Origin of the sequence: Sphingomonas lenta, from assembly GCF_002288825.1 — a bacterium.
In the GTDB taxonomy this organism is placed as follows: domain Bacteria; phylum Pseudomonadota; class Alphaproteobacteria; order Sphingomonadales; family Sphingomonadaceae; genus Sphingomonas; species Sphingomonas lenta.
Genome location: NZ_NSLI01000002.1, coordinates 203,088 through 229,737, shown reverse-complemented (window position 1 = coordinate 229,737; position 26,650 = coordinate 203,088). Strand labels below are relative to the sequence as shown.

Below are 26,650 nucleotides of genomic sequence, written 5' to 3'. Positions count from 1 at the left end.
ATCATCGTGCGCCGCCCGCAGCGGTGCGCTAGGGGACTCCATGACCGCCATCGACCTGAACCTGTCCGGCCTCGACCTCCGCGCCGAGATCGACCGCCTGCGCAAGGAACGCAACGCGGTGATCCTCGCGCATTATTACCAGAAGCCCGAGCTCCAGGACCTGGCGGACTTCGTCGGCGACAGCCTCGACCTCTCCCGCAAGGCGCAGGCGACCGACGCCGACGTGATCGCCTTTTGCGGCGTGCGCTTCATGGCGGAGACGGCGAAGATTCTCTCGCCCGACAAGATCGTCGTGCTTCCCGACATGGACGCCGGCTGCTCGCTCGAGGACAGCTGCCCGCCCGAGCAGTTCGCCGCGTTCCGCGCGCAGCACCCCGACCACATCGCGCTCACCTACATCAACTGCTCGGCCGAGGTGAAAGGCCTGTCGGACGTCATCGTCACCTCCTCCTCCGCCGAGAAGATCCTGTCGCAGATTCCGGCCGACCAGCCGATCATCTTCGGCCCCGACCGCAATCTCGGCGGCTATCTCGCGCGCAAGACGGGGCGGAACTTGCTGCTCTGGCCGGGCGTGTGCATCGTCCACGAGGCGTTCTCGGAGACCGAGCTCCTCAAGCTCAAGGCCGAGCACCCGGACGCGCCGATCGCCGCCCATCCCGAATGCCCCGCGGTCATCCTCGACCACGCCGACTACGTCGGCTCCACGCGCGGCATCCTGGAATATGCGCAAGCGATGACCGGCGACACGCTGATCGTCGCCACCGAGCCGCACATCATCCACCAGATGCGCAAGAGCCTGCCGAACAAGACCTTCATCGGCGCGCCGGGCGCCGACGGTAACTGCAATTGCAATATCTGCCCGTACATGGCGCTGAACACGATGGAGAAGCTGTACCTGGCGCTCCGCGACCACCAGCCGCGGATCGAGATCGACGAGGACCTGCGGGTGCGGGCGAAGAAGAGCCTGGACGCGATGCTGGCGATGGCGAGCGGGACGGTGGGGCAGGGCGATCTCGGGCCTGCAAGGGTGACGGGAGACTAGGCGCGGCGCAGGGCGGCTTGCGCCACCCTTGCGCAAGACTCGCCCAAGTCCGGCCCGCCGACCCGTTCGACGTCACGGGACTCGCTCCCACGACGGGCCCGCGACCGAGAAGCCGGACCTCAACTCAAAACCGAAGCGACGAGCCGCCACGCCGCAAACCTTTGTTGCGCCGCCGCAACACCTTCCGCTCAATCCGCTTCGCGCGTAACTTTCCGAGTTCCTGACCACTTCCGGGCGACATACCCTTATCACTTGAGAACGGCTTCGAGACCGTTCCTTGCACGACGAAGGGGGTCTCCATGCGCTCGACCATGCTCGCCACGTTCCTCGCCGGCACGGCGCTCGCCACCCCCGCCCACGCCCAGACCGCGCCCAGCGGGACGGCCGAGCGGCAGCTGGAGCAGGACGCGCCCGACACCACGGGCGACGATCCCTCGACCGAGGTCGTCGTCACCGGCAGCCGCATCGCCGGTCGCACGATCGCGGACAGCCCCGTGCCCGTGGACGTGATCGGCGGCGAACAGCTGACCAACGCGGGCCAGACCGAGCTGAACCGCGTGCTGACGCAGCAGGTGCCCTCGTTCAACTTCCCCCAGCCGTCGCTCACCGACGGCACCGATTCGACCCGCCCCGCAACGCTGAGGGGGCTGGCGCCCGACCAGACGCTGGTGCTCGTGAACGGCCGGCGGCGGCATCAGGCGGCGCTGCTCAACCTCAACGGCTCGGTCGGGCGCGGCTCGGGCGCTGTGGACTTGAACCAGATCATCCCCATCGCGATCGACCGGATCGAGGTCCTGCGCGATGGCGCGTCCTCGCTTTACGGGTCGGACGCGATCGCGGGCGTCGTCAACATCCAGCTATCCAGGCGCGAGGGCGTGCGCGCCAACGTGACCTACGGCCGCAACGAGACGCGCATGGATGACGTGGACCAGGTGACGGGCGTCGCCACCGGCGCGAACGGCCTGCCGGTCGTGGCCGTGGCGGGCGGCGGCAACGGCGCCAACGACCTGCTCCAGCTCACCACCACCGGCCGCGACCGCAAGCGGAGCGACGGCGCGACCACCACCGTGGCCGCCTCGATCGGCCTCCCCGTCGGCGAGGACGCGCACCTCGTCTTTTCCGGCCAGTTCCGCGACCGGCAGCCGACCGACCGGTCCGGCCCCGACCCGCGCCGCCAATACTTCGTCGGCGACCCGCGCGAGCTCTCGGTGGATCGCTACAACCATCGCTACGGCGACGGCGAGGTGCAGGACTACAACTTGTTCGCCAACGCCGGCTATCAGCTTGGGGCCGTGGAGCTCTACGCCTTCGGCAGTTTAGGGGTGCGCGACGGCGACGGCGCGGGCTTCTTCCGCCGCCCTAACGACGCGCGCAACCGTGACTTCGCCGCGTCCACCACGACCTTCGTGCCCTTCTACCCCGACGGCTTCCTCCCCTTCATCGAGAGCGAGATCGAGGACTACTCGATCGCCGCCGGCGCGCGCACCACGTTGGGCGGCTGGAACGCCGACCTGTCGGCGGTGTACGGCACCAACCGCCAGAACTTCGCGGTGCGCAGCAGCTTCAACACGTCGTTGGGCGGCGTCGCCAGCCCACGCAGGTTCGACGCCGGCGGGATCGCCTTCGGGCAGGTGGTCGCCAACCTGGACGTCAGCCGCACCTTCGAGGTCGGCTTCCTCGACCAGATGGGCGTCGCGGTCGGATTCGAGTACCGCGACGAGAACTTCCGCATCTTCGCGGGCGAACCGGCCAGCTACGTCAACGGCCCGTTCACCGCCAACGGGGCGCCCGGCGGCGCGCAGGTGTTCCCGGGCTTCCGCCCGTCGAACGAGGTCGACGTCTCGCGCGACAGCTACGCCGCCTATGTCGAGCTGAGCGCGGACGTGAGCGACCGCCTGAGCTTCCAGGCCGCGGGCCGATACGAGCGCTACTCCGACTTCGGCGATACCATGAACGGCAAGCTGGCCGGGCGCTTCGAGCTGTTCGAGGGCGCGGCTCTGCGCGGCTCGATCTCCACCGGCTTCCGCGCGCCGAGCCTTCAGCAGCAGTTCTTCAACGCCACATCGACCAACAACGTGAACGGGGTGCTGATCGACATCCGCACCGCGCCAGTGTCCGATGCCGTTTCCGTCGCGCTGGGCTCGCAGCCGCTCGATCCGGAGCGCGCGCTCAACTTGGGCGGCGGCGTGACGCTCAACCCCGTGCCGGGCTTCACCGTCACCGCCGACTATTACAACATCCGCATCCGCGACCGGATCGTCCTGACCGAGAACCTGCAGGGGGCGGCCGTCAACGCGCTGCTCCTGGCGAACGGCATCACGGGCGTCAGCTCCGCGCGCTTCTTCGTCAACGGCGTCGACACGCGGACGGAGGGCGTGGACGTGGTGGCGACCTACCGCGTGCCCGACCTCGGCGTGGGCAACTTCCGCCTGACCGCCGGCTTCAACTACAACGAGCAGCGCATCACCGACCGCGCGACGCTGCCGTCGCTGCCGGGTCTGGTCCTGTTCGCGCGGCAGGAGAGCTTCCGCATCACGAACGGCCAGCCGCGCAGCAAGATCCTGCTTGCCGCCGACTACGACCGCGGTCCCGTGTCCGCGACGGTCCGGACCAACCGCTACGGGTCCGTGTTCGTCGCGGGCACGTCCACCAACCCCGCGGTCCCGATCGGCGCGGGGCCGGCCGACTATTTCCTCGAGCCCAAGTGGATCACCGACGCGGAGGTGCGCATACGGCCCGTGCGCGCGCTCGAGCTGGCGGTGGGTGCGGACAACATCTTCGACGTCTACCCGACCCGCGCCCCGGCGGGCGGCGCGTTCGGCAACAACAACTTCTTCCTGCCCTATAGCAGCCTGTCGCCGTTCGGGTTCAACGGCCGCTTCCACTATGCGCGCCTGGGCGTGGAGCTATAGGGAAAGACGGGAGGGGGCTGTCCTACAGCCCCCGTTCCGTGCAAGCACGGGCGGCATGCCGCTCGTGATCCTCCGCCACCGCCCACCCGCGCACCCGCCGATTCCGACGGTTCGTCGCGACCGCGCGTCGACACTGGCTTACCTTCGTCACCTTCGACGCATGTCGGGGCAGGCCGCGTGATTCCCGGCTTCGACCTCGACCGCTTCGTCGCCGCCACGCTCTCCGAGGATCTGGGAGACGCGGGCGACGTCACCTCAGCGGCCGTCATCCCGGCGGACGCGCGCTTTTGCGGCGTGATGGACAGCCGCGACGCGATCACCGTCGCGGGGCTGCCGATCGCGGAGGCCTTCTTCCGCCGCCTCGATCCGGACGTCCGCGTCGAGCGGCTGGTGGAGGACGGCGCGTCCGTGCCAGCGGGGACGGACCTCATGCACTTGGAGGGGAACGCGCGCGCATTGCTCACCGCCGAGCGGTCGGCGCTCAACACCGTCCAGCACTTGTCGGGTGTAGCCACCATGACGCGCGCCTATGTCGACGCCATCGCCGGCACGGGCGCGACCTTGCTCGACACGCGCAAGACGATCCCCGGCCTGCGCCTGCTGGAGAAGTACGCCACCCGCATGGGCGGCGCGAGGAACCACCGCATGGGCCTGTGGGACGCGGCCATGATCAAGGACAACCACGTCGCCGTCGCGGGCGGCGTCGGCGAGGCGGTGCGCCGCGCGCGCGACGCCGGTATCGCCAGCATCATCGTCGAGGTCGATTGCCTCGACCAGATCGCGCCCGCGCTCGACGGCGGGGCCACGCACCTGCTGCTCGATAACATGCCGCCGGCCACGTTGCGCGAGGCGGTGGCGCTGGTCGCCGGGCGCGTGCCGACCGAGGCGTCGGGCGGCGTCCGCCTCGACACGATCCGCGCTATCGCGGAGACGGGGGTGACCTACGTCTCCGTCGGCCGGCTCACCCAGTCGGCGCCCGCCGCCGACATAGGTCTCGACTTCACCGTCTGACCGCGCCACCAGGGGCTCGGGAGGGGATGGAAATGGACAGACCACCGTCGATCAAGCAGTTCGAACGCCTCTGGTGGGCGTCGACGCTTCTATGGGGGCTAGGCACCTGGCTCGCCTGGGAGCGCACCACCAATGCGCTCAACGCGAACGCGCGCACCGCGCAGGTCGCGGGGCTGGCGCTTTGGGGCAACGTCGCCCTAGTCCTCGGCCTGAGCGTGCTGCTCTGGTGGCTCGCCGCCCGGCGCGGCAGCGCGATCGGCAAGTGGCTCGTCGTCGCTGCGGCAGCCATGAGCGGCGTGCGCGTCGCGATCCTGGTCATCGGCTTGGTGAACGGCGCGAACCTCCACCCGCTGTCGCAGGGCGCGTTCCTCCTCTCCGCCGCGCTGACCGTCTGGTCGGCGGTGATGCTGTTCCGGCCGGATGCGCGCCGCTGGTTCGGCGAGGACGAAGGCGAGTTCCCGGCGTGAGGCGTATCCTCGCCGCCGCCGCGCTGCTCGCGCCCGCCGCCGCCGGGGCGCAAGCCTATCGCTGCGACATCCCCGACCAGCCGCTGCGCGTCCGCCCCGACCTGCCCACGCCCGCGCAGCCCAAGCGCATGCTGCCCATCGGCGGCTATACGCTGGCGCTGACCTGGTCGCCCCAGTTCTGCCGCGAGCGCGGCCGCGACGCCTCCGCGCGGCTCCAGTGCCGCGGGCGCAACAGCTTCGGCTGGACGCTGCACGGCCTCTGGCCCGACGGCGTCGGCAAGCAGTGGCCGCAATATTGCAAGCCCACCGGGCTCGTTCCCCAGCCCGTAATCCGCGCCAACCTATGCGCCACCCCGTCGCCGCAACTCATCCAGCACGAATGGGCCAAGCACGGCACCTGCATGCCAGGCTACGACGCGTCGCGCTACTTCAACCGCGCGACCTCGCTCTACGCCCGCCTGCGCTATCCGGACATGGACGCGCTGTCGCGTGCACCCCTCGCCGCCGGCGCGTTCGCGTCCGCGATGGCGCGCGCCAATCCCGGGTTGGCGGCGAACATGATGCGGATCACCGCGACGCGCGACGGCTGGCTGGACGAGGTGTGGGTCTGTCTCGACCGCAACTTCCGTTACAGGCGCTGCCCCGCGCACCAGGGCGGGCTGCCGGCCAATGCGGGGCTCAGGGTCTGGCGGGGGCGTCGATAGTGACCGTCGCCGGGTGATGTTTGTCTAGGTGCCGCTTCAGCATGCGCAGGTTGCGCGTGTTGGAGCGGAACAGGAAGTCGGCGACGTCGCCCACGAACGGCACCAGCCCGAGCACGGCGTCCAGGCCCACATTGCCCGCCATGCGCGCGAGCTTGAACTTGGACAGGCCCAGGTTGCGCGCCTCCCATACCATCCAGGCGCCCAACGCTGCGCCCGCCGCGTCGCCGACCACCGGCACGAAGCCCAGGATTGTATCGAGCCCGACCGGGCGGTTGATCCCCGGCACCACGAACATGCGCTCGAGCAACCGCTCCATCGCCTCCACGCGCCGTCGCACCGAGGCGGGGTCGCGGCCGAGCGGCAGGGCATCGAGGACGGCGGGATCGAAGCGGGCGGGCATGCCCCCTAATTGGGCTCGCGGCGCAGCCGGTTCAACGGATGCCACGCGCGCGTATTCGGCTGCCACTGTCCCAGCCTGGGGGCCACGAGCGACCAGCGCAGCGGCCGGGCGATCGGGATGAACGCCATGTCGTCCGTCAACAGCCGGTCCGCCCGCGCGATCTCCTGCGCCCTGACCGCCATCGTCGGCGCGTCGCGCGCCGCGGCCAACGCCGCCTGCGCCTCCGGGCTGCACGGCCGGCAGGCGGTCGCCAGATACCAGCGCCCGCTATCGTAGGGCGCGACCTCGTCGATCAGCCGCAGGTCGGCCGGTTCGTCCCAGCCGACGCGTTCGGGCTCGATGCCGATTGCGATCAGCGAAGCCGCGATCTGTCCGAAGAGCAGCGTCGCGCCCGGCCCCCGCGGAAGCGCGACCCGCAACCGCACGGGCTCCCCGCCGGTCTCGGCCTCCGCGACTCGGGCCCGTGCGATCGCGCGCCGCTCCTCCAACGGCAAGGCGGCGTAGGCGGGCGCGGCCGGCGGCGCGGCGGAGTCGAGCCGATCGGGCAGCAATCGATCGACCGGCTCCCAGGCGGGGGCGACCGTCGCGGTGGCGGCGGCGCGGTCGATAGCCTGGCTCACCGCCGCGCGGTTCGCCGCGTCGGCGAGGAAGCCCGCACGGCTGACGACCGCGAGCCCGAACAGGCCGACGGCTGGATCGACGCGCACGTCGGCGGGCGGCACGCGCACGGTGGCGAGCAGGGGCCAGGCCGCGAAGGTGCCGCCGGAGACCAGGTCCGAGCGGCGTTCGGCGTAGCGTGCGATGGCGACCGCCGCGCGCTCCCCGATCAGGCGTACATCCTCCTCGGGCTGCGGCTCGCGCGGGTCTTCCGGGTCGGCGCGGGCCGGGTCGAGCGCGGGGCGGAGCAGCGGGTGGGGCATGGTGGCGACGATGCGCATGGGGCCCGTGCCTCCACGGCCCGTGCGGAATACCGCCATTTCGGGTTGGGCGAAGAGCTTGAGCAGGTCGGGCCGCTGACGGCTGAGGCGCACCTCCAGCACCTGCGGCGTCATGGCGACGATCTCGTCCACCGCGCTCAGAAACGGGCGGAGCGGATTGCCGCGGGCGCCCAAGCGGCGGCGGAGCGCGGCGGCGACCTGGTCGGCGGTGACCTTGGCGCCGTTGGCCCATTGCGCCTGGCGCAGACGGAAGATGTAGCTGCGGCCCTCGTCGATGACGATCCAGCGTTCGGCCAGGCCCGGCTCGATCTGCCCCGCGGCGTCGAAGCGGACCAGGCCCTGCTCCGTCGCGTCCGCCAGCAGCCGCGAAGGCAAGGGCGCGGAGGTGGGCGGGCGCTCGCCCTCGATCGCGCTGACGACGACCGCGCCCGTGTCGGGCCGGCGCTCGCAGCCTGCGGCGGCGAGCAGCGCGAAAGAGGCGAGGGTGGTGCGGACGGCGGGACTTGAACCCGCACTCCAAAGGAAACCGATTTTAAGTCGGCAGCGTCTACCGATTTCGCCACGTCCGCCCACGGAGGACGGAAAGCCTCAAGCGCGTCAACAAATCAACTCACACGTTCAAGCGTGCGCGCATTTCCTTGCCGGGCTTGAAGTAGGGGACGCGCTTTGCCTCCACGTCGACATGCTCGCCGGTGCGCGGGTTGCGGCCGGTGCGGGCATCGCGGGCGCGGGTGGAGAAGGCGCCGAAGCCGCGCAACTCGACGCGACCGCCCGCGGCCAGACGCGCGGCGACCGTGTCGAAGAAGCACGCGACGATCGCTTCGACCTCGCGCTGCGACAGGTCCGGATGGTCATCACAAAGACGCTGGACGAGTTCCGACCTGATCATCGCTGGAGAGCCCCCTTAAAGCCCCGGAAGACGCCGCAAGCACACGCGGCCTCTACCTTGCTATAGATCAAAACGATTACAGGGAAAGGTCCGAACCGACCCGTTCCCCCGTTATTCTGTCGCATAAGAAGAACGGCCGGAGCGTCTCCGCCCCGGCCGTTCCCGCCTTACTTGCCCTGGCGGGCCTTGAGCGCTTCGCCCAGGATGTCGCCGAGCGACGCGCCCGAGTCGGACGAGCCGTACTGCGCCACCGCCTGCTTCTCCTCGGCGATCTGCATCGCCTTGACGGAGAAGGTCGGCTTCTTGGAACGGTCGAAGCCCGTCACCATGGCGTCGAACTTCTGGCCGACCTGGAAGCGCTCGGGGCGCTGCTCGTCGCGGTCGCGGCCGAGGTCGGTGCGCTTGATGAAGCCGGTCGCGCCGTCGTCGCCCACCTGCACCTCGAGGCCGGCGTCGCGGACCTCGAGCACCGTAACGGTGACGACCTGGTTCTTGTTGACGCCGGCACCACCGCTGACGCCCGCGGCCGACGGACCGCCGCGCTCGAGCTGCTTCATGCCGAGGCTGATGCGCTCCTTCTCCGGATCGATGTCGAGCACGACCGCCTGCACGGTCTCGCCCTTGCGATGCAGGTTGAGCGCGTCCTCGCCCGAAACGCCCCAAGCGATGTCGCTCATGTGCACCATGCCGTCGACGTCGTTGTCGAGGCCGATGAACAGGCCGAACTCGGTGGCGTTCTTGACCTCGCCCTCGACGGTCGAGCCGATCGGGTGCGCGGCGGCGAAGGCCTCCCACGGGTTCTGCTGGGCCTGCTTGAGGCCGAGCGAGATGCGGCGCTTCTCCTGGTCGACCTCCAGCACGATCACGTCGACCTCCTGAGAGGTGGAGACGATCTTGCCCGGATGGACGTTCTTCTTGGTCCAGCTCATCTCGGAGACGTGGACCAGGCCCTCGATGCCGGGCTCCAGCTCGACGAACGCGCCGTACTCGGTGATGTTGGTCACGCGGCCCGTCAGCTTCGCGCCGACCGGGTACTTGGCGGCCGCCGCGTCCCACGGATCGCTCTCGAGCTGCTTCATGCCGAGGCTGATACGCTGCGTGTCCTTGTTGATGCGGATAATCTGGACGCGGACGCTGGCGCCGATCTCCAGCACTTCGGACGGGTGCTGGACGCGCTTGTAGCTGATGTCGGTGACGTGGAGCAGGCCGTCGATGCCGCCGAGATCCACGAACGCGCCGTAGTCGGTGATGTTCTTGACGACGCCGTCGATCACCTGGCCCTCGTGGAGCGACTGGATCAAGCCCGAGCGCTGCTCGGCGCGCGTCTCTTCGAGCACGGCGCGGCGGCTGACGACGATGTTGCCGCGCTTCCGGTCCATCTTGAGAATCTGGAAGGGCTGCGGAATGTCCATGAGGGGGGTGACGTCGCGCACGGGGCGGATGTCGACCTGGCTGCCCGGCAGGAAGGCCACGGCGCCCTGGAGGTCGACGGTGAAGCCGCCCTTGACGCGGCCGAAGATGACGCCCTCGACGCGCTTCTGCTGAGCGAACTCGCCCTCCAGCTTGTCCCACGCGGCCTCGCGGCGGGCGCGGTCGCGGCTGAGCATCGCCTCGCCGTGCATGTTCTCGACGCGGTCGACATAGACCTCGACCTCGTCGCCGACCTTGAGATCGGCCTTCTGCCCGGGGCTCGCGAACTCGCGGAGCGGCACGCGGCCCTCCGACTTCAGGCCGACGTCGATGACGGCCAGGTCGTTCTCGATGGCGGTGACGGTGCCGAGGACGACGCGTCCTTCGAAGCTGTCGGCGCCGCCGAACATATCGTCGAGCATCGCCGCGAAATCGTCGCGGCTGGGCAGGGCTTGAGTGGCCATAAAGTGGTTCAGTTCCTCAAAATCATCATTTCCGGCCAACCGGTTGTGTCCGGTGGTCTTGGCCAAAAACACGCCGCGACGACCCCGTGCCGGCGCGGCGTCCTGACGAGATGGTGCTGGTGGAGGGGCTGACCGCATGGAATGCGAAAAGGGCGTGAGGGCTCGGGCCCACCGCCATCCTCCGCGAGCACCTGCCCGCCGGACGGCGCGCCACATAGCGGAGGCGGCGTGAAAGGGCAAGGCGACCTGCCCGATCGCGGGCCGAATGCGGTTACCGGAGCGCATACCAGGACGAGAGACATTTCCGTGACGGCGGCCGCGGGAAGGTCTAAGCGGGCCCAAGGGGGGTTACGAAGAGGAAAGGCAGATCGGTACCTCCGCATTCCCTATCGCGCTCGCGCTGATCGGCGCGCCGGGCGAGTTCCATTGTGCCTTGGGCCAGGACGCGCCGCCTCCGCCGGCGGCCGCCGAAGCGCCGACTTCGCCGCAGGATGCCGCGCCGCCTGCCAGCCCGCCGCCCGCCGAACAGGCTGCGCCGACGCCCCCCGGCCAGGCGACGGGTCAGGAGGTCGTCGTCACGGGCCGGAGCCGTCGCGGCGACCCGTTGGAGCCCATCAACGCCCAGACCTTCGCGGCGACGGAGGCGGTCGACAAGGCGCTCGTCGGCCCGGCCGCCCGCGCGTACAAGAAGGGGCTGCCGCGCCCGATCCGAAAGGGCTTGCGCAACTTCCTGGCGAACTTTCGCGAACCGGTCGTGTCGGTCAATTACCTCCTGCAGCTCAAGCCCGGAAAGGCGGCCGAGACGCTGGGGCGGTTCGCGATCAACTCGACGATCGGCGTGGCGGGGCTGGTCGACGTAGCCAAGAAGCCGCCCTTCAACCTGCCGCGCCGGCGGAACAGCTTCGCCAATACGCTGGGCTATTACGGCGTGAAGCCCGGACCCTATTTCATCCTGCCGCTAGTCGGATCGACCACGCTGCGCGATTTTGCGGGCACGGTCGTCGATCAGGTGCTCGTGCCGATCGGTCCGATTCAGCCGCTCCAAGGCCAGGCCTACACCATTCCCGTCGCGGTTCTGAGCACGCTCGACAATCGCGCGGAGTTCGAGGACGAGCTTCAGCGTATCCGCGCGACCAGCGACCCTTATGCGGCGTCGCGCCGCTTCTACCTGGAGCGCCGACAGGCCGAGATCGACGCGCTGCGGGGCAAGCGCCCGCCGCTCCCGGTGAGTGACGCCGTCGCGCCTGCGCTAAACCCCGTCGAACCACCGCCGACGCCCGAGTCGCCACAATGACGCGCCCGACCGGCCGCACGCTGAAGGAAACCTACGTTAGCTTTGGCGTTTGCCGACGCATGCCACGCTTCTATTTCGACCTCTATAACGGGCTTGGCCTCACGAAGGACGAGGAAGGGCAGGCCGCTCCCGACGAGGGGGCGGCCCGCGACCTCGCGATCGAGAGCATCCGGTCGCTGCTCGGCGATGAAGTACAGGGTGGCGAGCTCGACCTGCGGGGAAGGGTCGAGATCAAGCGGGACACGGGCGAGGTGGTGATGCAGGTCCGGTTCGACGAGGCCGTTTCCGTACGGCTTCCGGAGGAGAGCCGCCATCATTGAGCGCCACCTGACCCGCATCCGCGCGCGCCACGCGCTGAGCGCCGATGAGGAACAGGTAGTGCGCGGCCTCCTCGCGGACACGCGCTCCGTCGAGGCGCGCAGAACCGTAATCCGCGAAGGCGAGCGGCTGGAGGCCAGCACGCTCCTGCTCGACGGTTTGATGTGCCGCTACAAGGATCTGCGGAACGGCCAGCGGCAGGTGACCGAGCTCCACGTGCCTGGCGACTTCGCGGACATGCACAGCTTCACGCTGAAGCGCCTTGACCACAATGTGCAGACGCTGACCGACTGCGTGATCGGCCTCGTGCCCCATGAGCGCATCCAGCGCATGACGGAGACGCACCCGCGCCTCGCCCGCCTCTACTGGTTCGGCACCAACCTGGACGCGGCGATCCATCGCGAGTGGGAAGTCTCGCTCGGCAAGCGTTGGGCGGCGGAGCGGACGGCGGCGCTGTTCTGCGAGATGCACGTCCGGCTGGGGCTGGTCGGCATGGCGGACCCGGACGGATACGGCTTCCCGCTCACGCAGACCGAGCTGGCGGAGTGTCTCGGCATCACGCCCATCCATCTCAACCGCACGTTGAAGGAGCTGCGCGAGGCCGGGCTGGTGGAGTTTAGGAGCCGCTACGTGTCGCTGCTCGACTTGCCGCGGCTGCGGTCGATGGCGGATTTCGATGAGAACTACCTCTACCTCGACCCCGACCCGTTGTGAGGGGTTAGGGACGGCTTCCTCCTCCTCTCCCCATCAGGGAGTAGAGCGCCCATATCGCGTCAGACGCTTGACCGAGGCCGCTTCGGCCTAGGCTCGCGTCGCGAGGGTCGTGTGGATGGCGGATGAGCGTGGGCGCGCGGTGCCCAGCGGACGGTTGTCGCGGTTGGGCGCGTTCGGGCGGCTCGCCGGCGGCGTCGCGGGTGGGATGGTGGCGGAGGGCGCGCGGCGGATCGCGGGCGGCGAGCGGCCGACCGTCGCGAACCTGCTGCTGACGCCCGGCAACATCGGCCGCGTCGCCGACCAGCTGTCGCACCTGCGCGGGGCGGCGATGAAGCTGGGGCAGATGATCTCGATGGACGCGGGCGACGTGCTGCCGCCCGAGCTGTCCTCCATCCTCGCGCGCCTCCGCGAGAACGCGCATCATATGCCGCCCGATCAGCTGAAAGGCGTGCTCGAGCGTGAGTGGGGCCGCGACTGGCGGCGGCGCTTCGCGAAGTTCGGCGCGGGGCCGGTCGCCGCCGCCTCAATCGGGCAGGTGCACCGCGCCAACACGCATGACGGGCGCGAGCTGGCGGTGAAGGTGCAGTATCCGGGCGTCGCCGAGAGCATCGACGCGGACGTCGACAACGTCGCGACGCTGCTGCGCGTGTCGCGGCTGCTGCCCGAGGGGCTCGACCTCGCGCCCCTGCTCGCCGAGGCGAAGCGGCAGTTGCGCGAGGAGGCGGATTACGGCCGCGAGGGCGAGATGATGACGCGCTATGGCGCGCTGCTCGAAGGCGAGGCGGACTTCGTCGTGCCGCGGCTCGACCGTGAGTTCACGACGGATCGCGTGCTGGCGATGAGTTGGGAGGAGGGGAGGCCCGTCGAGGCGCTCGCCGACCAGCCGCAGGAGGTGCGGGACGACGCGATGCGGTCGCTGATCGCGCTCGTGCTGCGCGAGCTGTTCGAGTTTGGGCTGATGCAGACCGATCCCAATTTCGCCAACTACCGCTGGCGGCCCGATACGGGGCAGATCGTGCTGCTCGATTTCGGCGCGGCACGGCCGGTCGCGCCCGAGACGGCGCGGAGCTATCGCGCGGTGCTCGCGGCGGGGTTGGACGGCGACCTCGATCGCGTGCGCGAGGCGCTGGTCGAGGCGGGGTTCGTCGGCCGCTCGGCCGTCGAGCGGCACCGGGCGGCGGTGGACCGGATGCTGGGCGCGGTGCTCGCGGAGATGAACCGGCCGGGGCCGTTCGACTTCGGCGATCGCAGCTTCGTGGGCGTGATCCGCGACGAGGCGATGGCGATGGCGCAGGACAAGGCGACCTGGCACCTGCCGCCCGCCGACGCCTTGTTCGTGCAGCGCAAGGTCAGCGGCACCGCGCTCCTCGCCGCGCGGCTCAAGGCCAGGGTGGACGTGAAGTCCCTGATCGGGAAGCACCGCGCCGTGGACGCGCCCGGCACCGTCGGATAGCCTCTCCGCCCGACAGCAGGGCAGGGAGGGCGCATGGCTACGCGGGCGAAGGAGAAGCGGGTCAAGCCCGTGGGCCGGGTGACGCTCCGGTTCGGCGGCGACAAGAAGCGCAAGGCGCTCAGCAACTTCTCGGCGGGCACGCGCGTCGGCGAGAGCGTGTTCCTAGCCGCCGACGAGCATGCCGACATCGATCGGCTGACGATCGCGGGCCAGGAGTGCGGTGAGCCCGCACGGTTCGAGCTCGCCGACCTCCTGCCGCTCGCCGATCCGGAGGAGGAAGCCGACCTGGAGGGGCTGGCCGCCGACGAGGGCTGGCTCTGGGTGCTGGGCAGCCACGCGCGGACGCGGGCCAAGCCGGAAAAGGCCGAGGGCGAATGCATCGACCTGGCGGCGCTGGCCGACCTCAACGACACGCGCGCGCGCTGCCTGCTCGCGCGATTGCCGCTGGTGCGCGAGGACGGGTGCTGGACGCCCGTCAAGCAGGACGGCGACCGGCGTGCGGGCATGCTGCGCCAGGGCAAGAAGGGCAACGCCGTCGCCAAGGCGCTGGCGAACGACCCGCTCGTCGGACCGTTCACCGAGCTGCCCGCCAAGGAGGGCGGGGTGGACGTGGAGGGGATCGCGGTATGCGGCGACCGCGTCGCGCTCGGCATGCGCGGCCCGGTGATCGCCGGCCACGCCCTGCTGATCGAGTTCGCGATCAAGGCGAAGAAGTCGGGCGAGCTGAAGGTGACCCAGGACCCGGTGTTCCGGCTGATGGCGCTTCAAGGACTCGGCGTGCGCGACCTGAAGCGGGTGGGCGACGACCTGCTGATCTTGGCGGGGCCGACGACGGGGCTCGACGGGCCGTGCGCGCTCTACCGCTGGCGCGGCTGGGCGAACGACCCGCCGCGCGACGCCAAGCAGGTCCGGCTGCACCGGCCGGAGATGCTGTTCGAGATCCCCGTCGGACGCGGGTGCGACCACCCGGAGGGCCTCGCGCTGTGGAACGGCGGGAGCCAAATCCTGGTGATCTACGACAGCCCCGCGCCCGACCGCATCGACGTCGACGCGAGGACGGTCGCGGCGGACCTGTTCAACCTGCCGAGCTGAGAGCGCACAGGCTCCCTCCGTTCCGCCGTCACCCCGGACTTGGCCCGGGGTCCATGCGCGGCACCCTTGTTTACAAAGGCGTGCTCGAACAACCGGACGCGCGTGGATGCCGGGTCAAGCCCGGCATGACGGGTGGGTTGGAGCGATGTTCAACTTCCCGCCTCCGAGAGCGCGTCCAGGGCGGCGAAGATGTGCGCGCGCATGGCGGGGTCGCGGGTGACCTCCAGCATTGCGCTTAAGCTGGAGCGCGCGGCCGCGACGTCGCCGTGGACGAGCTCGAGCCGCGCGCGCTCCCACCAGCCATGGCCGCCAGACGGCGCGAAGCCCGTGATGCGGCGGTATAGCTCCAGCGCGCGGCCGGGCTTGCCGCCGGCCTCGGCGCGCGTCGCCTGGTTGAGGAGCAAACGGACGAGCACCTGGCGGTTCGTCATGGGCGCGAGGTGCTCGTTTGTCGGCCTCACCTCCGGGCCGAGCACGCCGCGCAGCAGCGCCGCCAGCTGCTCGGAGCTGAGCACCCCGCCGCCGTTAAACGCGTCGACCAGCACGGGCTCCGTGTCCGATCCGACGCGCAGCAGCACATGGCCGGGCGTGTTGAGCACGTCAGCTTCCCATCCAACGCGCCGCGCCGCCGCCGCGTAAAGGATCGCCAAGCTGACGGGCAGCCCGCGCCGCCGGTCCACGACGCGGATCAGGTCGGCGTTCTCCGGGTCGTCGTACGTCTGGCGGTCGCCGCGAAAGCCGTACTCGTCGCTGAAGACCAGCGCGAGCGCGGCGGCGCGGTCGCGCGGGGCCGTCGCGTCCGCGCCCACGACCGCCAGCCGGTCGGTGATCGTGCCGAGCAGGTCGAGATAGGGGTCGAGCGATACGCCCGGATGGTCGAGCTGCGCGATCTGAAGCGCGGCGGAGTCGAGCTCGATCGACTCGTCCTCCAGCAAACCGAGCGCGGCGATGTCCTCCATTCAGCCGCCCGGCGTGTTCAGCGGGTCGCCGCCGCCCAGCTCGCCGCGGTCGCTTGGGCTTCCCGCGCCCGGCTCCCCGCGGCCCGCGCCCGATCCGATCGCCTCGCCCATGCCGGGCGTGCGCTCGCCGCCGCCAGAGGATAGTCCCGCCGCATCCGCCAGCGCACCGTCGGCCGGGCCGAGCGCACCCGCCTCCGCCGCGATCTCGCTGTCGATCCGCGCGGCCAGGCTGTCGGTGCGGGGCACGTTCGGGCCGTCGAGCGCGCCGCCCTCGGGCGCGCCCGCGCCGCCTGCGGTGCCGCCGCCGCCCGAGCCGCCCGTGCCGCTCAGCGCCTCCCGCGCGTTCGCATCCTCCAGCCCGCGCAGGTCGAGGCCGCCGCCATCCCGTTGATCGGTCATGGTAAGTCTCCTTCGGCGCACTCAACGCGTGGGCCGCGCGCCTGTGCCGATGAGGGACGATTCGGCCTTAACCCTCTTTCCGCATGGCCGAATTCGTAAAGAAGGCGTTAACGCCCATGCTATGACAAGACGTTTAGTGCTTACCAACGAAGCGGCCCGGCACCCCTTCCGGCGCACGCTCCCGCCCCCGCCCAAGCCGGCCGCGCGGCCGAACGACGATCAGGACTGGAAGCTGTTCGCGTTAAGCTTCGGCGCCTTTTTCACCTGCTTTTACAGCTTCATCTTCTAGGCGGTAGGCGGAGCAGGCCAGGTGTAGCTTGCGGGCGATCCAGGCGGCGACCAGGCACATGCCGGCCACCACGATCAGGAGCTGGCTGGCGGTGACGCCCGCCGCCATGATCCCGGCCACCGCCGCCGACCCGAACGTCATCGCGCCCGAGTTGACGACGTTGTTCGCCGCCACCGTGCGCGCGGTCTGGTCCTTGGACACGGTGGTCGTGAGGTAGGCGTAGAGCGGTACCACGAACATGCCGCCGAACACCGCCACCATCAGCAGCGTGAACAGCACGGGCACCGCCTGCGCCTGGGCCACGAACTCGGCGACGCCGTAGAGCCGGCCCGCGGGCGCTGGCGTCCAGAGCCGCACCACCGCCCAGAAGACGAGCACCGTCGCCCCCATCGCGATCACCGACGCGGGCGAGTAGCGCGCCGAGATCGTGCCGCGGAGCAATAGGTTGATCACCACCGACCCGATCGCGACGCCGATCGAGAAGATGCCGAGCACCAGGCTCGCGACCGACGCGTCGGCGGTGAGCACGTTCTTCACCAGCGGCGGAAAGGCGATGATGAGGACGGAGCCGATCGTCCAGAAGAACGAGATGGCGCAGATCGCCAGGAATAGCCTGGGCACGTGCATCGTACCCGAGATCAAGTTCCACGACGCGCGGAACGGGTTCCAGTCGAGCGTGAGCTTCGGACCCAGCCGCGGCGCGGGCGGGATTTCGCGCGCGATCAGGTAGCCGAAAAAGGCCACCGTCAGCGTCACGGCCGCCACGAGCAGCGTCGATTTGTAGATGAAGCCCGCCACGATCGTGCCGAACAGGATCGACAGGTAGGTACCCGCCTCGACCAGCCCCGTGCCGCCCAGCACGTCCTCGTCGTCCAGGTGCTGCGGCAGGATCGCGTATTTGATCGGCCCGAAGAAGGTGGAGTGGATACCTAAGCCCACCACCGCCAGCAGCATCAGCGCGAGCGGCAGGGTCACCGCCCCGGTCAGCGCCAGGAACAGCCCCGCGCAGCCCACGGCCATGATGACGATTTCCGCGAGCTTCACGACACGGATGATGCGCGTCTTGTCCGTCGTGTCGGCGAGCTGGCCCGCCAGTGCCGAGAGAAGGAAGAAGGGCAGCACGAAAATGCCCGCCGCCAGCGCGTTGAAGAAGCCTTCCTGCCGCTCGTCGTTGAAGATCTCGTAGGTCGCGAACAGAACCATCGCGGTTTTGAAGAGATTGTCGTTGAACGCACCCATGAACTGGGTGGTGAACAGGGGCAGGAAGCGACGGCGCTTCAGGAGCCCGAGCGAGTTGATCATGGCGGACGCGGATAGCCGAGCGTCCGGCCATGCGCCACCCGCCAAAACGAGCACGGGCTTCCGCGCGGGCGGGCGCGGCGTTACGGTGTGTGTCGGATGCTGACCCTTCCCAATCTGTTGACCCTGTCGCGCATCGTCGCGGTGCCGGCGCTCGTCGCGCTGCTCTGGTGGCCCGACTGGGAGGCCGGCTACGCGCTCGCCTTCGCGCTCTACTGCCTCATGGGCGTGACCGATTATTTCGACGGCTACCTCGCCCGCGCGCAGGGGGCGGTGTCGCGATTAGGCGTGTTCCTCGACCCCATCGCCGACAAGATCATGGTCGCCGCCGTCATCCTGATGCTGGTGGGAACGCGGTTCGAGGACCGGGCGATCATCACCGGCGTCCACCTGATCGCCGCGTTGGTGATCCTGCTCCGCGAGATCGCGGTGTCGGGCCTGCGCGAGTTCCTGGGTGGCATCCAGGTGTCGGTGCCCGTCTCCAAGCTCGCCAAATGGAAGACTACGTTCCAGATCGTCGCGCTGGGCGCGCTGATCCTGGCGGGTGCCGCGCCCGAGCAGGGATGGATCAAGCTGGTGGGCCTCGCCACGCTCTGGAGCGCCGCCGCGCTGACGCTGGTGACCGGGTGGGATTACCTGCGCGTCGGTCTCAAGCACATGGACTAAGTCTTTGCGGGTGCTCTACTTCGCCTGGGTACGCGAGGCGGTCGGGGTCGACGAGGAGCAGGTCGCGCCGCCGGCAGAGGTCGTGACGGTCGCCGACCTGGTCGCCTGGCTGTCCGGCCGCTCCGAAGGCCACGCACGCGCTTTCGCCGACCGATCGCGGCTGCGCGCGGCCGTTGACCAGGCGTTCGTGCCGCTCGACGCGAGCGTGGAAGGCGCGACGGAGGTCGCGATCTTCCCGCCGGTGACGGGCGGGTGATCCGCGTCCGCGTCTCGCCCGAGCCGATCGACATGGCTACCGAGCTCGCAGGCGTCGAGGCGGCGGGGGCGGGAGGCGTGGCGAGCTTTACCGGCATCGTGCGCGCCGACGACGGCGTCGAGCTGCTCGAGCTGGAACACTATCCCGGTGCGACGGAAGCGGCGCTCACCCGGCTCACGGAAGAGGCGATCGCGCGTTGGGGCCTGCTCGCCGCGAGCGTGGTGCACCGCGTCGGCTCGATGCTGCCGGGCGAACGGATCGTTCTCGTCGCCACCGCCGCCCCGCACCGCACGGCGGCGCTGGACGCGTGCGCGTTCCTGATCGACCGGCTGAAGACGGACGCGCCGTTCTGGAAGCGGGAGACCAGGGCAGGGGGGCGGCGCTGGGTCGATGCGCGGGACGCGGACGACGCGGCGGCGCGACGGTGGGACTGATCCATCATCTCCCTCTCCCCTCTGGGGAGAGGGTCGGGGAGAGGGGCAGTGTGCCGCCGTATCGACACTGCCCCTCTCCCGACCTCGCTGCGCTCGGCCACCCTCTCCCCAGAGGGGAGAGGGAGTTCCGCTCACCCGAGCCTTGGCACCAGCACCCCGTTCACTACGTGCACGACCCCGTTCGACTGCCGCACGTCCGGCGTCTCAACATAGGTCCGCGTGCCGTTCATGTCGGTCAGCGTCAGCTCGCCGCCTTCCACCCGCGCCGTCAGCAGGTCGCCCGCGACCGTCGTCAGCTGCGCCGTGCCCCCGCCCGCCTGGACGCGTTGGCGCAGGTCGGCGGCGGTGAGCGCGCCGGGGACGACGTGGTAGTTGAGCACGCGCGTCAGCGACGCCTTGTTCTCCGGCTTGAGCAGCGTCTCGACCATGCCGGGCGCGAGGCGGCCGAACGCCTCGTTGGTGGGCGCGAACACGGTGAACGGGCCGGGTCCGGACAGCGCCTCCGTCAGCCCCGCCGCCCGCACCGCCGATACGAGCGTCGTCAGATTGGGCGCGGCGGACGCGTTGGCGACGATCGTGCGGTCCGCGAGCATGGCCGCGCCGCCGACGGCGGGATTGGCGGCCGTGCTCGCCGGGCGGGAGGCGGTGGCCGGCCCAGGGCTCGTGGTGGCCGTCGGCGGGACGCACGCGGCGAGCGACAGGACGCTCGCCAGCACGATCAGGGGCAAGGGCTTCATGACACGTCTCCGCTGCGGTGGACGCGGGTGGTTACGCTGGCGAACCGGAAAAGGTTGCGCCCCGGCTCAATGCGACTCGGCCAGCAAGGTCGCCAGCAGCTTGAAGTCGCGCTCGCGCGGCGACGCGCGGCGCCAGACCAGCGCCACCTGCCGCGACGCATGCGGCGCGTCGAGCGGCCGCGCCTCCACGCGCGTATGCTCCAGGATGCCGGCGTTGAGCGCCATCTCCGGCAACATCGTCACGCCCAGCCCGTTGTCGACCATCTGCACCACTGTGTGGAGTGAAGTACCGAGCATCTGCGCCTCGGCGCGAAGCTCCGGGCGGTTGCACGCCGCCAGCGCGTGCTCGGTCAGGCAATGCCCGTCCTCGAGCATCAAGAGGCGCGTCTCGTCGATGTCCTGCGGCTTGAACGCCGCCGGGGCGGGATCGGCGTCGTCCGTGGGAAAAGCGACGAGCAGCGGGTCGTCGAACAGCGGCTCGACGGTCACCTCGCCGCAGGCGTAGGGCAGCGCCAGCAGCACGCAGTCGGTGCGTCCGCTATGCAGGCCCTCGCACGCGGCGGCGCTCGGCTCCTCGCGGAGGAACAGGCGGAGTTCGGGGTAGCGCTCGCGCAACGAGGGCAGGATGCGCGGGAGGATGAAGGGCGCGATGGTCGGGATCACGCTCATCCGCAGGTCGCCCGACAGGGGGCGGCCGCTCGCCCGCGCCATGTCGCCCAGCTCCTCCGCCTCGCGCAGCACGCGCCGGGCCTTGTCGGCGATCGACTCGCCCAGAGGCGTGAACCGCACCACGCGGCGTGTGCGCTCGACGAGCGTCACGCCGAGCAGCATCTCCAGCTCGCGCAAACCGGCCGATAATGTGGACTGGGTGACGAAGCTCGCGTCGGCCGCGCGTCCGAAATGACCGTGATCGTGCAGCGCGACCAGATATTGCAGCTGCTTGAGCGTGGGCAGGTAGGTGGCGCTCATAAAGGTGCGTGCCCGGTCACGCGCCCGCCCTAGGGCGGGACGGCGGGCGGGGCAACCGGGTCAGGCGAGCGCCCGGATGAAGCCGTACAGGCTGGTGGCGGTGAGCACCGCGCCCACCAGGATCAGCATGGCTTTGGTGGAGACGCGCCGGGCGATCACCGCACCGAAGGGAGCCGCCGCGACGCCGCCGATGATCAGGCCGATGGTCGCGAACGCGAAGGACTGCCAGCCGAGATGGTAGATGAAGGCGGCCGACACGGTGATCGTCAGAAAGAACTCGACGCTGCTGACGGTGCCGACGACGCGCCGAGGTTCGACGCCTTGGACGAGGAGGTTGGACGTGACCACCGGCCCCCACCCGCCGCCGCCCACCGCGTCGAGAAAGCCGCCCAGCAGCCCCAGCGGCTCGACCACCTTGGGCTTCTGATGCTTAGGCGGGTACAGGATGCCGCGAGCGAACAGGTACACGCCGATGCCGATCAGGTAGGCGAGGATGAACGGCCGGACGAAGTCGCCGTCGAGGTTCACGAGCACATATGCGCCCGTGACGCCTCCCACGATGCCGGGCAGCAGCAGGCGTAGGAACAGCTTCAGGTCGACATTGCCCGCGATCGTGTGGCTGATCCCCGACGCGGCGGTGGTGAAGACCTCGACGATGTGGATGTTGGCGGACGAGCGCGCGGGCGCGACGCCCAGCACGGCGACGAGCAGCACGTTGCACACCACGCCGAACGCCATGCCGAGCGCGCCGTCCACCATCTGCGCGGCGAAGCCGATCGCGACGAAGGGGATGATCGACGTCCAGTCGAAGCTCGCGAGATCAGGCATTCGGCTCCCTTCGGCATCCCGCATTAGCGCGCGCGCGAACCCCCACAACGCAGGAGGAGTTTAACGCGCTAAAGCGGGACGCGGAGCCATGCTGGCAAAGCGGGCGTTCAGCCCTTACCTTCCTCCCGGAAAGGGGAGCGCCGATGTTCAGCCGGCTCGTGCAGTATCTCGACTCGATCCGCGCGCGCGATCCCGCGCCGCACAGCCGCGCGGAGGTCCTGACCTATCCGGGCGTGTGGGCGCTGGGCTGGCACCGGGTCGCGCACGCGCTGTACCGGCGGCGGCAATTCTTCCTGGCGCGGTGCATCAACCACTTCTCGCGCGCGACCACCGCGATCGACATCCATCCGGGCGCGAAGATCGGGCGCAATTTCTTCATCGACCACGGCTTCGTCGTGATCGGCGAGACGGCGGAGATCGGCGACAACGTCACCATCTACCAGTGCGTGACGCTGGGCGGCACCAGCCCCGACAACGGCGTCGCCGGCAAGCGCCACCCGACACTGTCGGACGGCGTGATCGTCGGATCGGGGGCGCAGGTGCTGGGACCGATCACCGTCGGCCCGCGCGCGCGCGTCGGCGCGAACGCGGTCGTGACCAAGGACGTGCCGGAAGGCGCGGTGATGGTCGGCATCCCCGCCCGGCCGACGATGGTGGAGGGCGGCGCCGCGCCGAGCCCGAAGTTCGTGCCCTATGGCACGCCCTGCTCCGAGATGTTCGATCCGCAGACGCAGAAGGTCGAGCTGCTGCGCTGCGAGCTGGAGCAGATGAGGAAGCGGCTGGACGCATTGCTCGGCGAACAGGGGGAGCGTGACCGCGCTTAATGGGTAGCATTCTTCCGTTCCCCGCCGCCGGCGCGGGCAAGCCGTCTCAGATCGGCTTTGACCGGCTGGAACTCACCCGCATCCTCGACGTGTACGGCCGCATGGTCGCGGCGGGCATGTGGCGCGACTACGCGATCGAGCTCGGCCGCGACGCCGCCGTCTTCGCCGCCTTTCGCCGCTCCGCCGAGCGGCCCGAATACCGGATCGAGAAACGCCCGGCCCTGCGCGCGAAGCAGGGCATGTGGGCGCTTGTCGGCGAGCATGGCGCGGTGCTCAAGCGCGGCCAGGAGCTCGCCACGGTGCTGGCCCCGCTCGAGCGGCGGTTGATGAAGGTGGTGGAGGACTAGCCCGCCAGCGCGACCGGCGGCAGGCGCTCGCCCCAGCCGCCGAGCCGCGACACGATTGCCCGGCGCATCGGGTGCCAAAAGGCGGACAGCGTCAGCAGCGCCGAGCCGATCACCAGGGCGGTGAACGACCAGCCAAGCTCCACCGCTCCCGCCCCGCGGAACAGGGCGACCAAGGCGGATAGGACATAGGCCAGCCCCGAGACGAGCAGGGCACGGCGGTCGATCGCCAGCGCTAGGACCGCGAACATCGCGTATAGCGCCACCACGACGAACGCGGTGCCCGCGCCCACATCGGCGTCGAACACGCCCAGTATGCGGAAGATCGGATGCGCGATCAGCGGCGCCGCGGCGAGGTGCAGCCAGAAGGCGACGTCGGCCCGACGCGTCCGCCGCTCGCGGTCCGACAGGTCCCAGCGCATCGCGAGCAGGAACAGGGCGAGACCCGCGGCGAGCAGGAGAGGCTGGATGGCGCGCTCCGCCGCGGGCGCGACCGCCAGGACCAGGCAGAGCGCGACCGCGACACTCGCCAGCGCGCCCGCCGCGACCGCGATCGGTACGGCGAAGCGCCGCCAGTGCGTCCAAGCAGCCGCGGCGGCCGCGAGCGCCACGCCCGCGCCCGCCAGCGCCGCGCCGCGCGGCGACAGATTAGCCTCGATCTGGCCCACCAAGCCGGCGCAGGTCGCAGCCGCTCCGCCTACGAAGGCGAGCGCCAGGAGCACGCTCGGCAGCGCCGCCTTGCGCCGCGCCGTGAAGTGCTCCGCCAGGAGCCAGCTCGCGCCTGCGACCAGCGCGCCAGCCAGCATGAACGATACGGCCCCGCCAATCCCCGCGACCGCCGCCAACGACAGGGCGATCGCGATCGAGATAAAGATGTCGTTGAACCCGCTCAGGAGCCTGACCTGCTCCTCCTCGACCGCCGGCGTCGCGCGCCGGCTGGCGACGAAACGGCGGAAGCGCCAGGCGGCCTCGGCCGAGAGCTCGCCGGCCACGATGGCGTCGTCGATGTCCGATTCGCTGTACAGGACCGGCCTCCGCCGTTGCGCCCCGTCAGCGTATCACGGTGCCGCAGCGGCTGAAAGCCGCCTAGGCGGACGCCGCCGGCGTCAACCGCCCTGCAGCACCCGGCCGATCAGCATCGCCTGCTCCGCCCCCGATTGCGGCACGATCTCGCCCGAGCGGTCGGTGATCTCCGCCCAGTGCGCCGCGACGCCTTCGGGCGACAGCTCGTCGCCGTGCAGCGCCACGCCGGGGGTGAGAGTGACATAGGCCGACTGGAACACGCCCGCGCCCGCGCCGACGACCGCGTTGCTCGGCGCGTCCTCCGATACGAGGTAGAGCGCGGCGGGCACGACCTTCTCGGGCGCGAACGCCTGGAACAGCTCGGCGGGGAACAGGTCCTCCGTCATGCGCGTGCCGGCGGTCGGCGCGACCGTGTTGACCTTGATCCCATACTTCGCGCCTTCGAGATGCAGCGTCTTGGCCAGCCCCGCGAGGCCGAGCTTCGCCGCGCCGTAGTTCGCCTGACCGAAATTGCCGAACAGCCCCGTGGACGACGCCGTCATCAGGATGCGGCCGTAATTCTGCTCGCGCATCAGCTTCCAGCACGCCTTGGTCGCGTAGGCGGAGCCGAGCAGGTGCACGCGCACCACGAACTCGAAGTCGCCGGGCTCCATCTTGGCGAACGTCTTGTCGCGGAGCACGCCGGCGTTGTTGATGAGCACGTGGACGCCGCCCCAGCGCTCCTTCGCGCGGGCGACCATCTCGAGCATCTGCTCATACTCGGCGACGCTGCCGCCGTTCGCCATCGCCTCGCCGCCCGCCGCCTCGATCTCCTGGACGACCTGGAGAGCCGCGTCCGACTGGCCGGTCCCGTCGCGCGCGCCGCCCAGGTCGTTGACGACCACCTTGGCCCCGCGCCGCGCCAGCTCAAGCGCGTAGGCGCGGCCGAGGCCTCCGCCCGCTCCGGTCACGATGGCGACTTGGTCGTCGAAACGGATGGGCATGGAAAAGGGCGCTCCCTCGGATGACGGAGCGCCCTCTCTAGGTGGTTGCGCGGTCAGCGCAACCTGGACCGGCCCGCGGCGGCGAAGCCGCCGTCGGACGACGGGCTTAGCCCGTCGCCGGCCGGGCTGGCGCCTTAACGGCGGCGACGCGCCGAGGAGCGCCGCGTGCTGCCGCGCTGAACGCAGTCGTCATACTGACCGGCCTGGCAGACCGGCAGGTCGGTCCGCGCGGGCTCCGGTGCGGCGATCGGCTGCGGCGCGATGCCCGCGCCGCCCATCATGCCGCCCGACGGGTTCATGGTCATGTTGCCGCCCATCGTGCCCGACATGCCGCCGGTCGTGCCCGACATGCCGCCGGTGGTGCCGGACATGGAGCCGCTCATCGACGGGTCGGTCGTGGTGCCCGTCGTGCCCGACATCGTGCCCGAGCCGGTCGTGGTGCCGGTGGTGCCCATCTGCTGCTGCATCGCCGGGTCATTGGTCGTGGACTGCATGGTCGAGCCCGCGGTGCCGGTGGCCGACGGATCGGTCGTACCTGTGGTGCCCGTGGTCGCCGGATCGGTTGTCGGCGACGAGGTGGTCGTCCCCGTCTGGCCCGAGGGCGTCGTCGACTGCGCGGCGCCCGAGTCGCTCGAAGTGGTACCGGTGGTCTGAGCGTAGAGCGGAGCGGCGACCAGCGCGGTCGCGGCGAGAAGATAGAGCTTCATCGGTCTCTCCAGAGTTGAAGCGCAAAGCGCGTTCGCGCCCGCCTCCAACGCTCGACTTGCCGCATGGGTCCTCGTTTCGTCTCCGATCCGTTCTTTATCTCAGATCAGTTCCCCGCGTCCAAAGCATAACCCGCCGACCGCACGGTGCGTATGATGTCGGGCCGGTCGCCTATATTGATCGCCTTTCGCAGCCGCCGGATATGCACGTCGACGGTGCGCGACTCGATGTCGCTGTCGTGTCCCCACACCGCGTCGAGCAGCCGCTCGCGCGAGAAGACCCAGCCTGGATGCTCTAGGAAATGCTTGAGCAGCCGGAACTCGGTCGGGCCCAGCGGCACGACCTGCCCGGCGCGTCGCACCTTATGGCCGACCGTATCCATCTCGATATCGGCATAGGTCAGCGCCTCGCCCGCCAGCGCCGGGCGGACGCGCCGGAGCACCGCGCCCACGCGCGCGACGAGCTCGCGGGGGCTGAACGGCTTGGTGACGTAGTCGTCCGCACCCGTCTCCAGCCCGCGCACTCGGTCCTCCTCCTCGCCGCGGGCGGTGAGCATGATGATGGGCACGTTCTGCGTCTCAGGCGCGCGGCGCAGGCGGCGGCACACCTCGATGCCCGATAGCCCCTCGACCATCCAGTCGAGCAGCACGATATCCGGCACGCTCTCCTTGGCGAGCAGCAGCGCCTCCTCGCCGTCGGGGGTCTGGCGGACCTCGAAGTCTTCGCGGGTGAAGTGGAAGTTCAGGAGCTCCGCGAGCGCGGCGTCGTCCTCGACCAGCAGCATCTTCACGCGTGGCATGACACAGGCCTCCCTCTTGCTCGATCAG

At 70.2% G+C, this 26,650-nt stretch carries 30 protein-coding genes and 1 tRNA gene; 16 read left to right on the top strand and 15 right to left on the bottom strand.

Features of this window, described 5'->3' with window-relative positions:
- Positions 1 to 40: 40 nt before the first annotated feature.
- The 5 genes from nadA (at position 41) to CKY28_RS04275 (ending at position 6,136) form a co-directional block, all read left to right on the top strand.
- The gene (gene nadA, locus CKY28_RS04290; RefSeq protein ID WP_095997111.1) at positions 41 to 1,042 is read left to right on the top strand and encodes a quinolinate synthase NadA; all 1,002 of its coding nucleotides are present in this window, start codon (positions 41 to 43) and stop codon (positions 1,040 to 1,042) included.
- Positions 1,043 to 1,341: 299 nt separating this feature from the next.
- Positions 1,342 to 3,954, top strand: coding sequence for a TonB-dependent receptor plug domain-containing protein (locus CKY28_RS04285; RefSeq protein ID WP_095997110.1), 2,613 nt, complete (start codon positions 1,342 to 1,344; stop codon positions 3,952 to 3,954).
- A 177-nt stretch (positions 3,955 to 4,131) separates the two neighbouring features.
- Positions 4,132 to 4,965 carry a carboxylating nicotinate-nucleotide diphosphorylase gene (gene nadC, locus CKY28_RS04280; RefSeq protein ID WP_095997109.1) on the top strand — a complete coding sequence of 278 codons (834 nt, stop codon included), beginning with the start codon at positions 4,132 to 4,134 and terminating at the stop codon, positions 4,963 to 4,965.
- 32 nt (positions 4,966 to 4,997) lie between these two features.
- A complete protein-coding gene (locus CKY28_RS19020; RefSeq protein WP_245841593.1) occupies positions 4,998 to 5,432 on the top strand; it encodes a hypothetical protein in 435 nt (144 codons plus the stop codon).
- On the top strand, positions 5,429 to 6,136 hold the full coding sequence (locus tag CKY28_RS04275) for a ribonuclease T2 family protein (RefSeq protein WP_245841591.1): 708 nt from the start codon (positions 5,429 to 5,431) through the stop codon (positions 6,134 to 6,136). The genes CKY28_RS19020 and CKY28_RS04275 overlap by 4 nt, the downstream gene beginning before the upstream one ends.
- Here CKY28_RS04275 and CKY28_RS04270 read toward each other — a convergent pair.
- The 5 genes from CKY28_RS04270 to rpsA all read right to left on the bottom strand — a co-directional run bounded on the left by CKY28_RS04270 (position 6,111) and on the right by rpsA (position 10,237).
- On the bottom strand, positions 6,111 to 6,536 hold the full coding sequence (locus CKY28_RS04270; protein ID WP_095997107.1) for a DUF4112 domain-containing protein: 426 nt from the start codon (positions 6,534 to 6,536) through the stop codon (positions 6,111 to 6,113). The two genes, CKY28_RS04275 and CKY28_RS04270, sit on opposite strands and share 26 nt — an antisense overlap.
- A gap of 5 nt (positions 6,537 to 6,541) precedes the next feature.
- Positions 6,542 to 7,849 carry an ABC transporter substrate-binding protein gene (locus CKY28_RS04265; protein ID WP_245841589.1) on the bottom strand — a complete coding sequence of 436 codons (1,308 nt, stop codon included), beginning with the start codon at positions 7,847 to 7,849 and terminating at the stop codon, positions 6,542 to 6,544.
- A gap of 110 nt (positions 7,850 to 7,959) precedes the next feature.
- Positions 7,960 to 8,043: transfer RNA gene (locus CKY28_RS04260), tRNA-Leu, on the bottom strand.
- A gap of 41 nt (positions 8,044 to 8,084) precedes the next feature.
- A complete protein-coding gene (locus CKY28_RS04255; RefSeq protein WP_095997105.1) occupies positions 8,085 to 8,363 on the bottom strand; it encodes an integration host factor subunit beta in 279 nt (92 codons plus the stop codon).
- A gap of 167 nt (positions 8,364 to 8,530) precedes the next feature.
- The gene (rpsA, locus tag CKY28_RS04250) at positions 8,531 to 10,237 is read right to left on the bottom strand and encodes a 30S ribosomal protein S1 (RefSeq protein ID WP_095997104.1); all 1,707 of its coding nucleotides are present in this window, start codon (positions 10,235 to 10,237) and stop codon (positions 8,531 to 8,533) included.
- A gap of 433 nt (positions 10,238 to 10,670) precedes the next feature.
- Between rpsA and CKY28_RS04245 the strand changes: the two genes are divergently transcribed.
- The 5 genes from CKY28_RS04245 to CKY28_RS04225 all read left to right on the top strand — a co-directional run bounded on the left by CKY28_RS04245 (position 10,671) and on the right by CKY28_RS04225 (position 15,108).
- Complete coding sequence (locus tag CKY28_RS04245) at positions 10,671 to 11,531, top strand: MlaA family lipoprotein (protein WP_095997103.1); 861 nt, start codon at positions 10,671 to 10,673, stop codon at positions 11,529 to 11,531.
- Complete coding sequence (locus tag CKY28_RS04240) at positions 11,528 to 11,851, top strand: DUF6894 family protein (RefSeq protein ID WP_141243845.1); 324 nt, start codon at positions 11,528 to 11,530, stop codon at positions 11,849 to 11,851. The genes CKY28_RS04245 and CKY28_RS04240 overlap by 4 nt, the downstream gene beginning before the upstream one ends.
- 58 nt (positions 11,852 to 11,909) lie before the next feature.
- A complete protein-coding gene (locus CKY28_RS04235; protein ID WP_245841587.1) occupies positions 11,910 to 12,563 on the top strand; it encodes a Crp/Fnr family transcriptional regulator in 654 nt (217 codons plus the stop codon).
- A 115-nt stretch (positions 12,564 to 12,678) separates the two neighbouring features.
- Entirely contained in the window at positions 12,679 to 14,016 is a 1,338-nt protein-coding gene (locus CKY28_RS04230) for an ABC1 kinase family protein (RefSeq protein WP_095997100.1), read from the top strand.
- A 33-nt stretch (positions 14,017 to 14,049) separates the two neighbouring features.
- Positions 14,050 to 15,108, top strand: a complete 1,059-nt coding sequence (locus CKY28_RS04225; protein ID WP_095997099.1) for a DUF3616 domain-containing protein — start codon at positions 14,050 to 14,052, stop codon at positions 15,106 to 15,108.
- Between the two features lie 149 nt (positions 15,109 to 15,257).
- Here the strand turns inward: CKY28_RS04225 and CKY28_RS04220 are convergent, their stop codons facing one another.
- The 3 genes from CKY28_RS04220 to CKY28_RS04210 form a co-directional block, all read right to left on the bottom strand.
- Entirely contained in the window at positions 15,258 to 16,067 is an 810-nt protein-coding gene (locus CKY28_RS04220) for a SirB1 family protein (protein ID WP_095997098.1), read from the bottom strand.
- Positions 16,068 to 16,466, bottom strand: coding sequence for a hypothetical protein (locus CKY28_RS04215; RefSeq protein ID WP_095997097.1), 399 nt, complete (start codon positions 16,464 to 16,466; stop codon positions 16,068 to 16,070). It abuts the gene before it with no gap.
- A 241-nt stretch (positions 16,467 to 16,707) separates the two neighbouring features.
- A complete protein-coding gene (locus CKY28_RS04210) occupies positions 16,708 to 18,057 on the bottom strand; it encodes an MFS transporter (protein WP_095997096.1) in 1,350 nt (449 codons plus the stop codon).
- A 96-nt stretch (positions 18,058 to 18,153) separates the two neighbouring features.
- On the opposite strand from CKY28_RS04210, the gene pgsA reads away from it, so the two are divergent.
- Genes pgsA through CKY28_RS04195 form a run of 3 tightly spaced genes read left to right on the top strand, consistent with a single transcriptional unit; the run spans position 18,154 to position 19,410 of the window.
- Entirely contained in the window at positions 18,154 to 18,720 is a 567-nt protein-coding gene (gene pgsA / locus CKY28_RS04205) for a CDP-diacylglycerol--glycerol-3-phosphate 3-phosphatidyltransferase (RefSeq protein ID WP_095997095.1), read from the top strand.
- A gap of 4 nt (positions 18,721 to 18,724) precedes the next feature.
- Positions 18,725 to 18,976, top strand: a complete 252-nt coding sequence (gene moaD / locus CKY28_RS04200; RefSeq protein ID WP_095997094.1) for a molybdopterin converting factor subunit 1 — start codon at positions 18,725 to 18,727, stop codon at positions 18,974 to 18,976.
- Positions 18,973 to 19,410 carry a molybdenum cofactor biosynthesis protein MoaE gene (locus tag CKY28_RS04195; protein WP_095997093.1) on the top strand — a complete coding sequence of 146 codons (438 nt, stop codon included), beginning with the start codon at positions 18,973 to 18,975 and terminating at the stop codon, positions 19,408 to 19,410. The genes moaD and CKY28_RS04195 overlap by 4 nt, the downstream gene beginning before the upstream one ends.
- Before the next feature lie 131 nt (positions 19,411 to 19,541).
- Here CKY28_RS04195 and CKY28_RS04190 read toward each other — a convergent pair whose 3' ends face one another.
- The 3 genes from CKY28_RS04190 to CKY28_RS04180 form a co-directional block, all read right to left on the bottom strand.
- A complete protein-coding gene (locus CKY28_RS04190; protein ID WP_095997092.1) occupies positions 19,542 to 20,147 on the bottom strand; it encodes a fasciclin domain-containing protein in 606 nt (201 codons plus the stop codon).
- A 66-nt stretch (positions 20,148 to 20,213) separates the two neighbouring features.
- Positions 20,214 to 21,116, bottom strand: a complete 903-nt coding sequence (locus CKY28_RS04185; RefSeq protein ID WP_095997091.1) for a hydrogen peroxide-inducible genes activator — start codon at positions 21,114 to 21,116, stop codon at positions 20,214 to 20,216.
- 60 nt (positions 21,117 to 21,176) lie between these two features.
- Complete coding sequence (locus CKY28_RS04180) at positions 21,177 to 21,944, bottom strand: sulfite exporter TauE/SafE family protein (RefSeq protein ID WP_095997090.1); 768 nt, start codon at positions 21,942 to 21,944, stop codon at positions 21,177 to 21,179.
- Positions 21,945 to 22,087: 143 nt separating this feature from the next.
- Here CKY28_RS04180 and epsC point away from each other — a divergent pair, with 143 nt between their 5' ends.
- Both epsC and CKY28_RS04170 read left to right on the top strand, forming a co-directional pair.
- On the top strand, positions 22,088 to 22,768 hold the full coding sequence (gene epsC, locus CKY28_RS04175) for a serine O-acetyltransferase EpsC (protein WP_095997089.1): 681 nt from the start codon (positions 22,088 to 22,090) through the stop codon (positions 22,766 to 22,768).
- Positions 22,768 to 23,115: a DUF2794 domain-containing protein gene (locus tag CKY28_RS04170; protein WP_095997088.1), complete on the top strand. Its 348-nt coding sequence runs from the start codon at positions 22,768 to 22,770 to the stop codon at positions 23,113 to 23,115. Before epsC ends, CKY28_RS04170 begins: the two co-directional genes overlap by 1 nt.
- Here the strand turns inward: CKY28_RS04170 and CKY28_RS04165 are convergent.
- The 3 genes from CKY28_RS04165 to CKY28_RS18150 form a co-directional block, all read right to left on the bottom strand.
- Positions 23,112 to 24,137, bottom strand: a complete 1,026-nt coding sequence (locus tag CKY28_RS04165) for a hypothetical protein (RefSeq protein ID WP_095997087.1) — start codon at positions 24,135 to 24,137, stop codon at positions 23,112 to 23,114. The genes CKY28_RS04170 and CKY28_RS04165 overlap by 4 nt on opposite strands.
- Positions 24,138 to 24,218: 81 nt before the next feature.
- Positions 24,219 to 25,118, bottom strand: coding sequence for an SDR family NAD(P)-dependent oxidoreductase (locus tag CKY28_RS04160; RefSeq protein ID WP_095997086.1), 900 nt, complete (start codon positions 25,116 to 25,118; stop codon positions 24,219 to 24,221).
- A 134-nt stretch (positions 25,119 to 25,252) separates the two neighbouring features.
- Positions 25,253 to 25,489 (bottom strand): hypothetical protein, encoded by a 237-nt coding sequence (locus tag CKY28_RS18150; RefSeq protein ID WP_141243844.1) that lies wholly within the window; start codon positions 25,487 to 25,489, stop codon positions 25,253 to 25,255.
- Between CKY28_RS18150 and CKY28_RS04155 the strand changes: the two genes are divergently transcribed.
- Positions 25,488 to 25,772 (top strand): hypothetical protein, encoded by a 285-nt coding sequence (locus CKY28_RS04155; protein WP_141243843.1) that lies wholly within the window; start codon positions 25,488 to 25,490, stop codon positions 25,770 to 25,772. The genes CKY28_RS18150 and CKY28_RS04155 overlap by 2 nt on opposite strands.
- A 157-nt stretch (positions 25,773 to 25,929) precedes the next feature.
- On the opposite strand, the gene phoB is transcribed toward CKY28_RS04155, so the two are convergent.
- Positions 25,930 to 26,622: a phosphate regulon transcriptional regulator PhoB gene (phoB, locus tag CKY28_RS04150; RefSeq protein ID WP_095997084.1), complete on the bottom strand. Its 693-nt coding sequence runs from the start codon at positions 26,620 to 26,622 to the stop codon at positions 25,930 to 25,932.
- Between the last annotated feature and the right edge of the window lie 28 nt (positions 26,623 to 26,650).

Excerpts from the sequence above, each read along its gene's own strand:
- nadA (WP_095997111.1), top strand. The coding sequence starts at position 41 with ATGACCGCCATCGACCTGAACCTGTCCGGCCTCGACCTCCGCGCCGAG.
- CKY28_RS04285 (WP_095997110.1), top strand. The coding sequence starts at position 1,342 with ATGCGCTCGACCATGCTCGCCACGTTCCTCGCCGGCACGGCGCTCGCC.
- CKY28_RS19020 (WP_245841593.1), top strand. The coding sequence starts at position 4,998 with ATGGACAGACCACCGTCGATCAAGCAGTTCGAACGCCTCTGGTGGGCG.
- CKY28_RS04270 (WP_095997107.1), bottom strand. The coding sequence starts at position 6,536 with ATGCCCGCCCGCTTCGATCCCGCCGTCCTCGATGCCCTGCCGCTCGGC.
- CKY28_RS04255 (WP_095997105.1), bottom strand. The coding sequence starts at position 8,363 with ATGATCAGGTCGGAACTCGTCCAGCGTCTTTGTGATGACCATCCGGAC.
- rpsA (WP_095997104.1), bottom strand. The coding sequence starts at position 10,237 with ATGGCCACTCAAGCCCTGCCCAGCCGCGACGATTTCGCGGCGATGCTC.
- CKY28_RS04240 (WP_141243845.1), top strand. The coding sequence starts at position 11,528 with ATGACGCGCCCGACCGGCCGCACGCTGAAGGAAACCTACGTTAGCTTT.
- CKY28_RS04230 (WP_095997100.1), top strand. The coding sequence starts at position 12,679 with ATGGCGGATGAGCGTGGGCGCGCGGTGCCCAGCGGACGGTTGTCGCGG.
- CKY28_RS04225 (WP_095997099.1), top strand. The coding sequence starts at position 14,050 with ATGGCTACGCGGGCGAAGGAGAAGCGGGTCAAGCCCGTGGGCCGGGTG.
- CKY28_RS04220 (WP_095997098.1), bottom strand. The coding sequence starts at position 16,067 with ATGGAGGACATCGCCGCGCTCGGTTTGCTGGAGGACGAGTCGATCGAG.
- CKY28_RS04215 (WP_095997097.1), bottom strand. The coding sequence starts at position 16,466 with ATGACCGATCAACGGGATGGCGGCGGCCTCGACCTGCGCGGGCTGGAG.
- CKY28_RS04210 (WP_095997096.1), bottom strand. The coding sequence starts at position 18,057 with ATGATCAACTCGCTCGGGCTCCTGAAGCGCCGTCGCTTCCTGCCCCTG.
- pgsA (WP_095997095.1), top strand. The coding sequence starts at position 18,154 with ATGCTGACCCTTCCCAATCTGTTGACCCTGTCGCGCATCGTCGCGGTG.
- CKY28_RS04190 (WP_095997092.1), bottom strand. The coding sequence starts at position 20,147 with ATGAAGCCCTTGCCCCTGATCGTGCTGGCGAGCGTCCTGTCGCTCGCC.
- CKY28_RS04185 (WP_095997091.1), bottom strand. The coding sequence starts at position 21,116 with ATGAGCGCCACCTACCTGCCCACGCTCAAGCAGCTGCAATATCTGGTC.
- CKY28_RS04180 (WP_095997090.1), bottom strand. The coding sequence starts at position 21,944 with ATGCCTGATCTCGCGAGCTTCGACTGGACGTCGATCATCCCCTTCGTC.
- epsC (WP_095997089.1), top strand. The coding sequence starts at position 22,088 with ATGTTCAGCCGGCTCGTGCAGTATCTCGACTCGATCCGCGCGCGCGAT.
- CKY28_RS04170 (WP_095997088.1), top strand. The coding sequence starts at position 22,768 with ATGGGTAGCATTCTTCCGTTCCCCGCCGCCGGCGCGGGCAAGCCGTCT.
- CKY28_RS04160 (WP_095997086.1), bottom strand. The coding sequence starts at position 25,118 with ATGCCCATCCGTTTCGACGACCAAGTCGCCATCGTGACCGGAGCGGGC.
- CKY28_RS04155 (WP_141243843.1), top strand. The coding sequence starts at position 25,488 with ATGGAGCCGCTCATCGACGGGTCGGTCGTGGTGCCCGTCGTGCCCGAC.
- CKY28_RS18150 (WP_141243844.1), bottom strand. The coding sequence starts at position 25,489 with ATGTCCGGCACCACCGGCGGCATGTCGGGCACGACCGGCGGCATGTCG.
- phoB (WP_095997084.1), bottom strand. The coding sequence starts at position 26,622 with ATGCCACGCGTGAAGATGCTGCTGGTCGAGGACGACGCCGCGCTCGCG.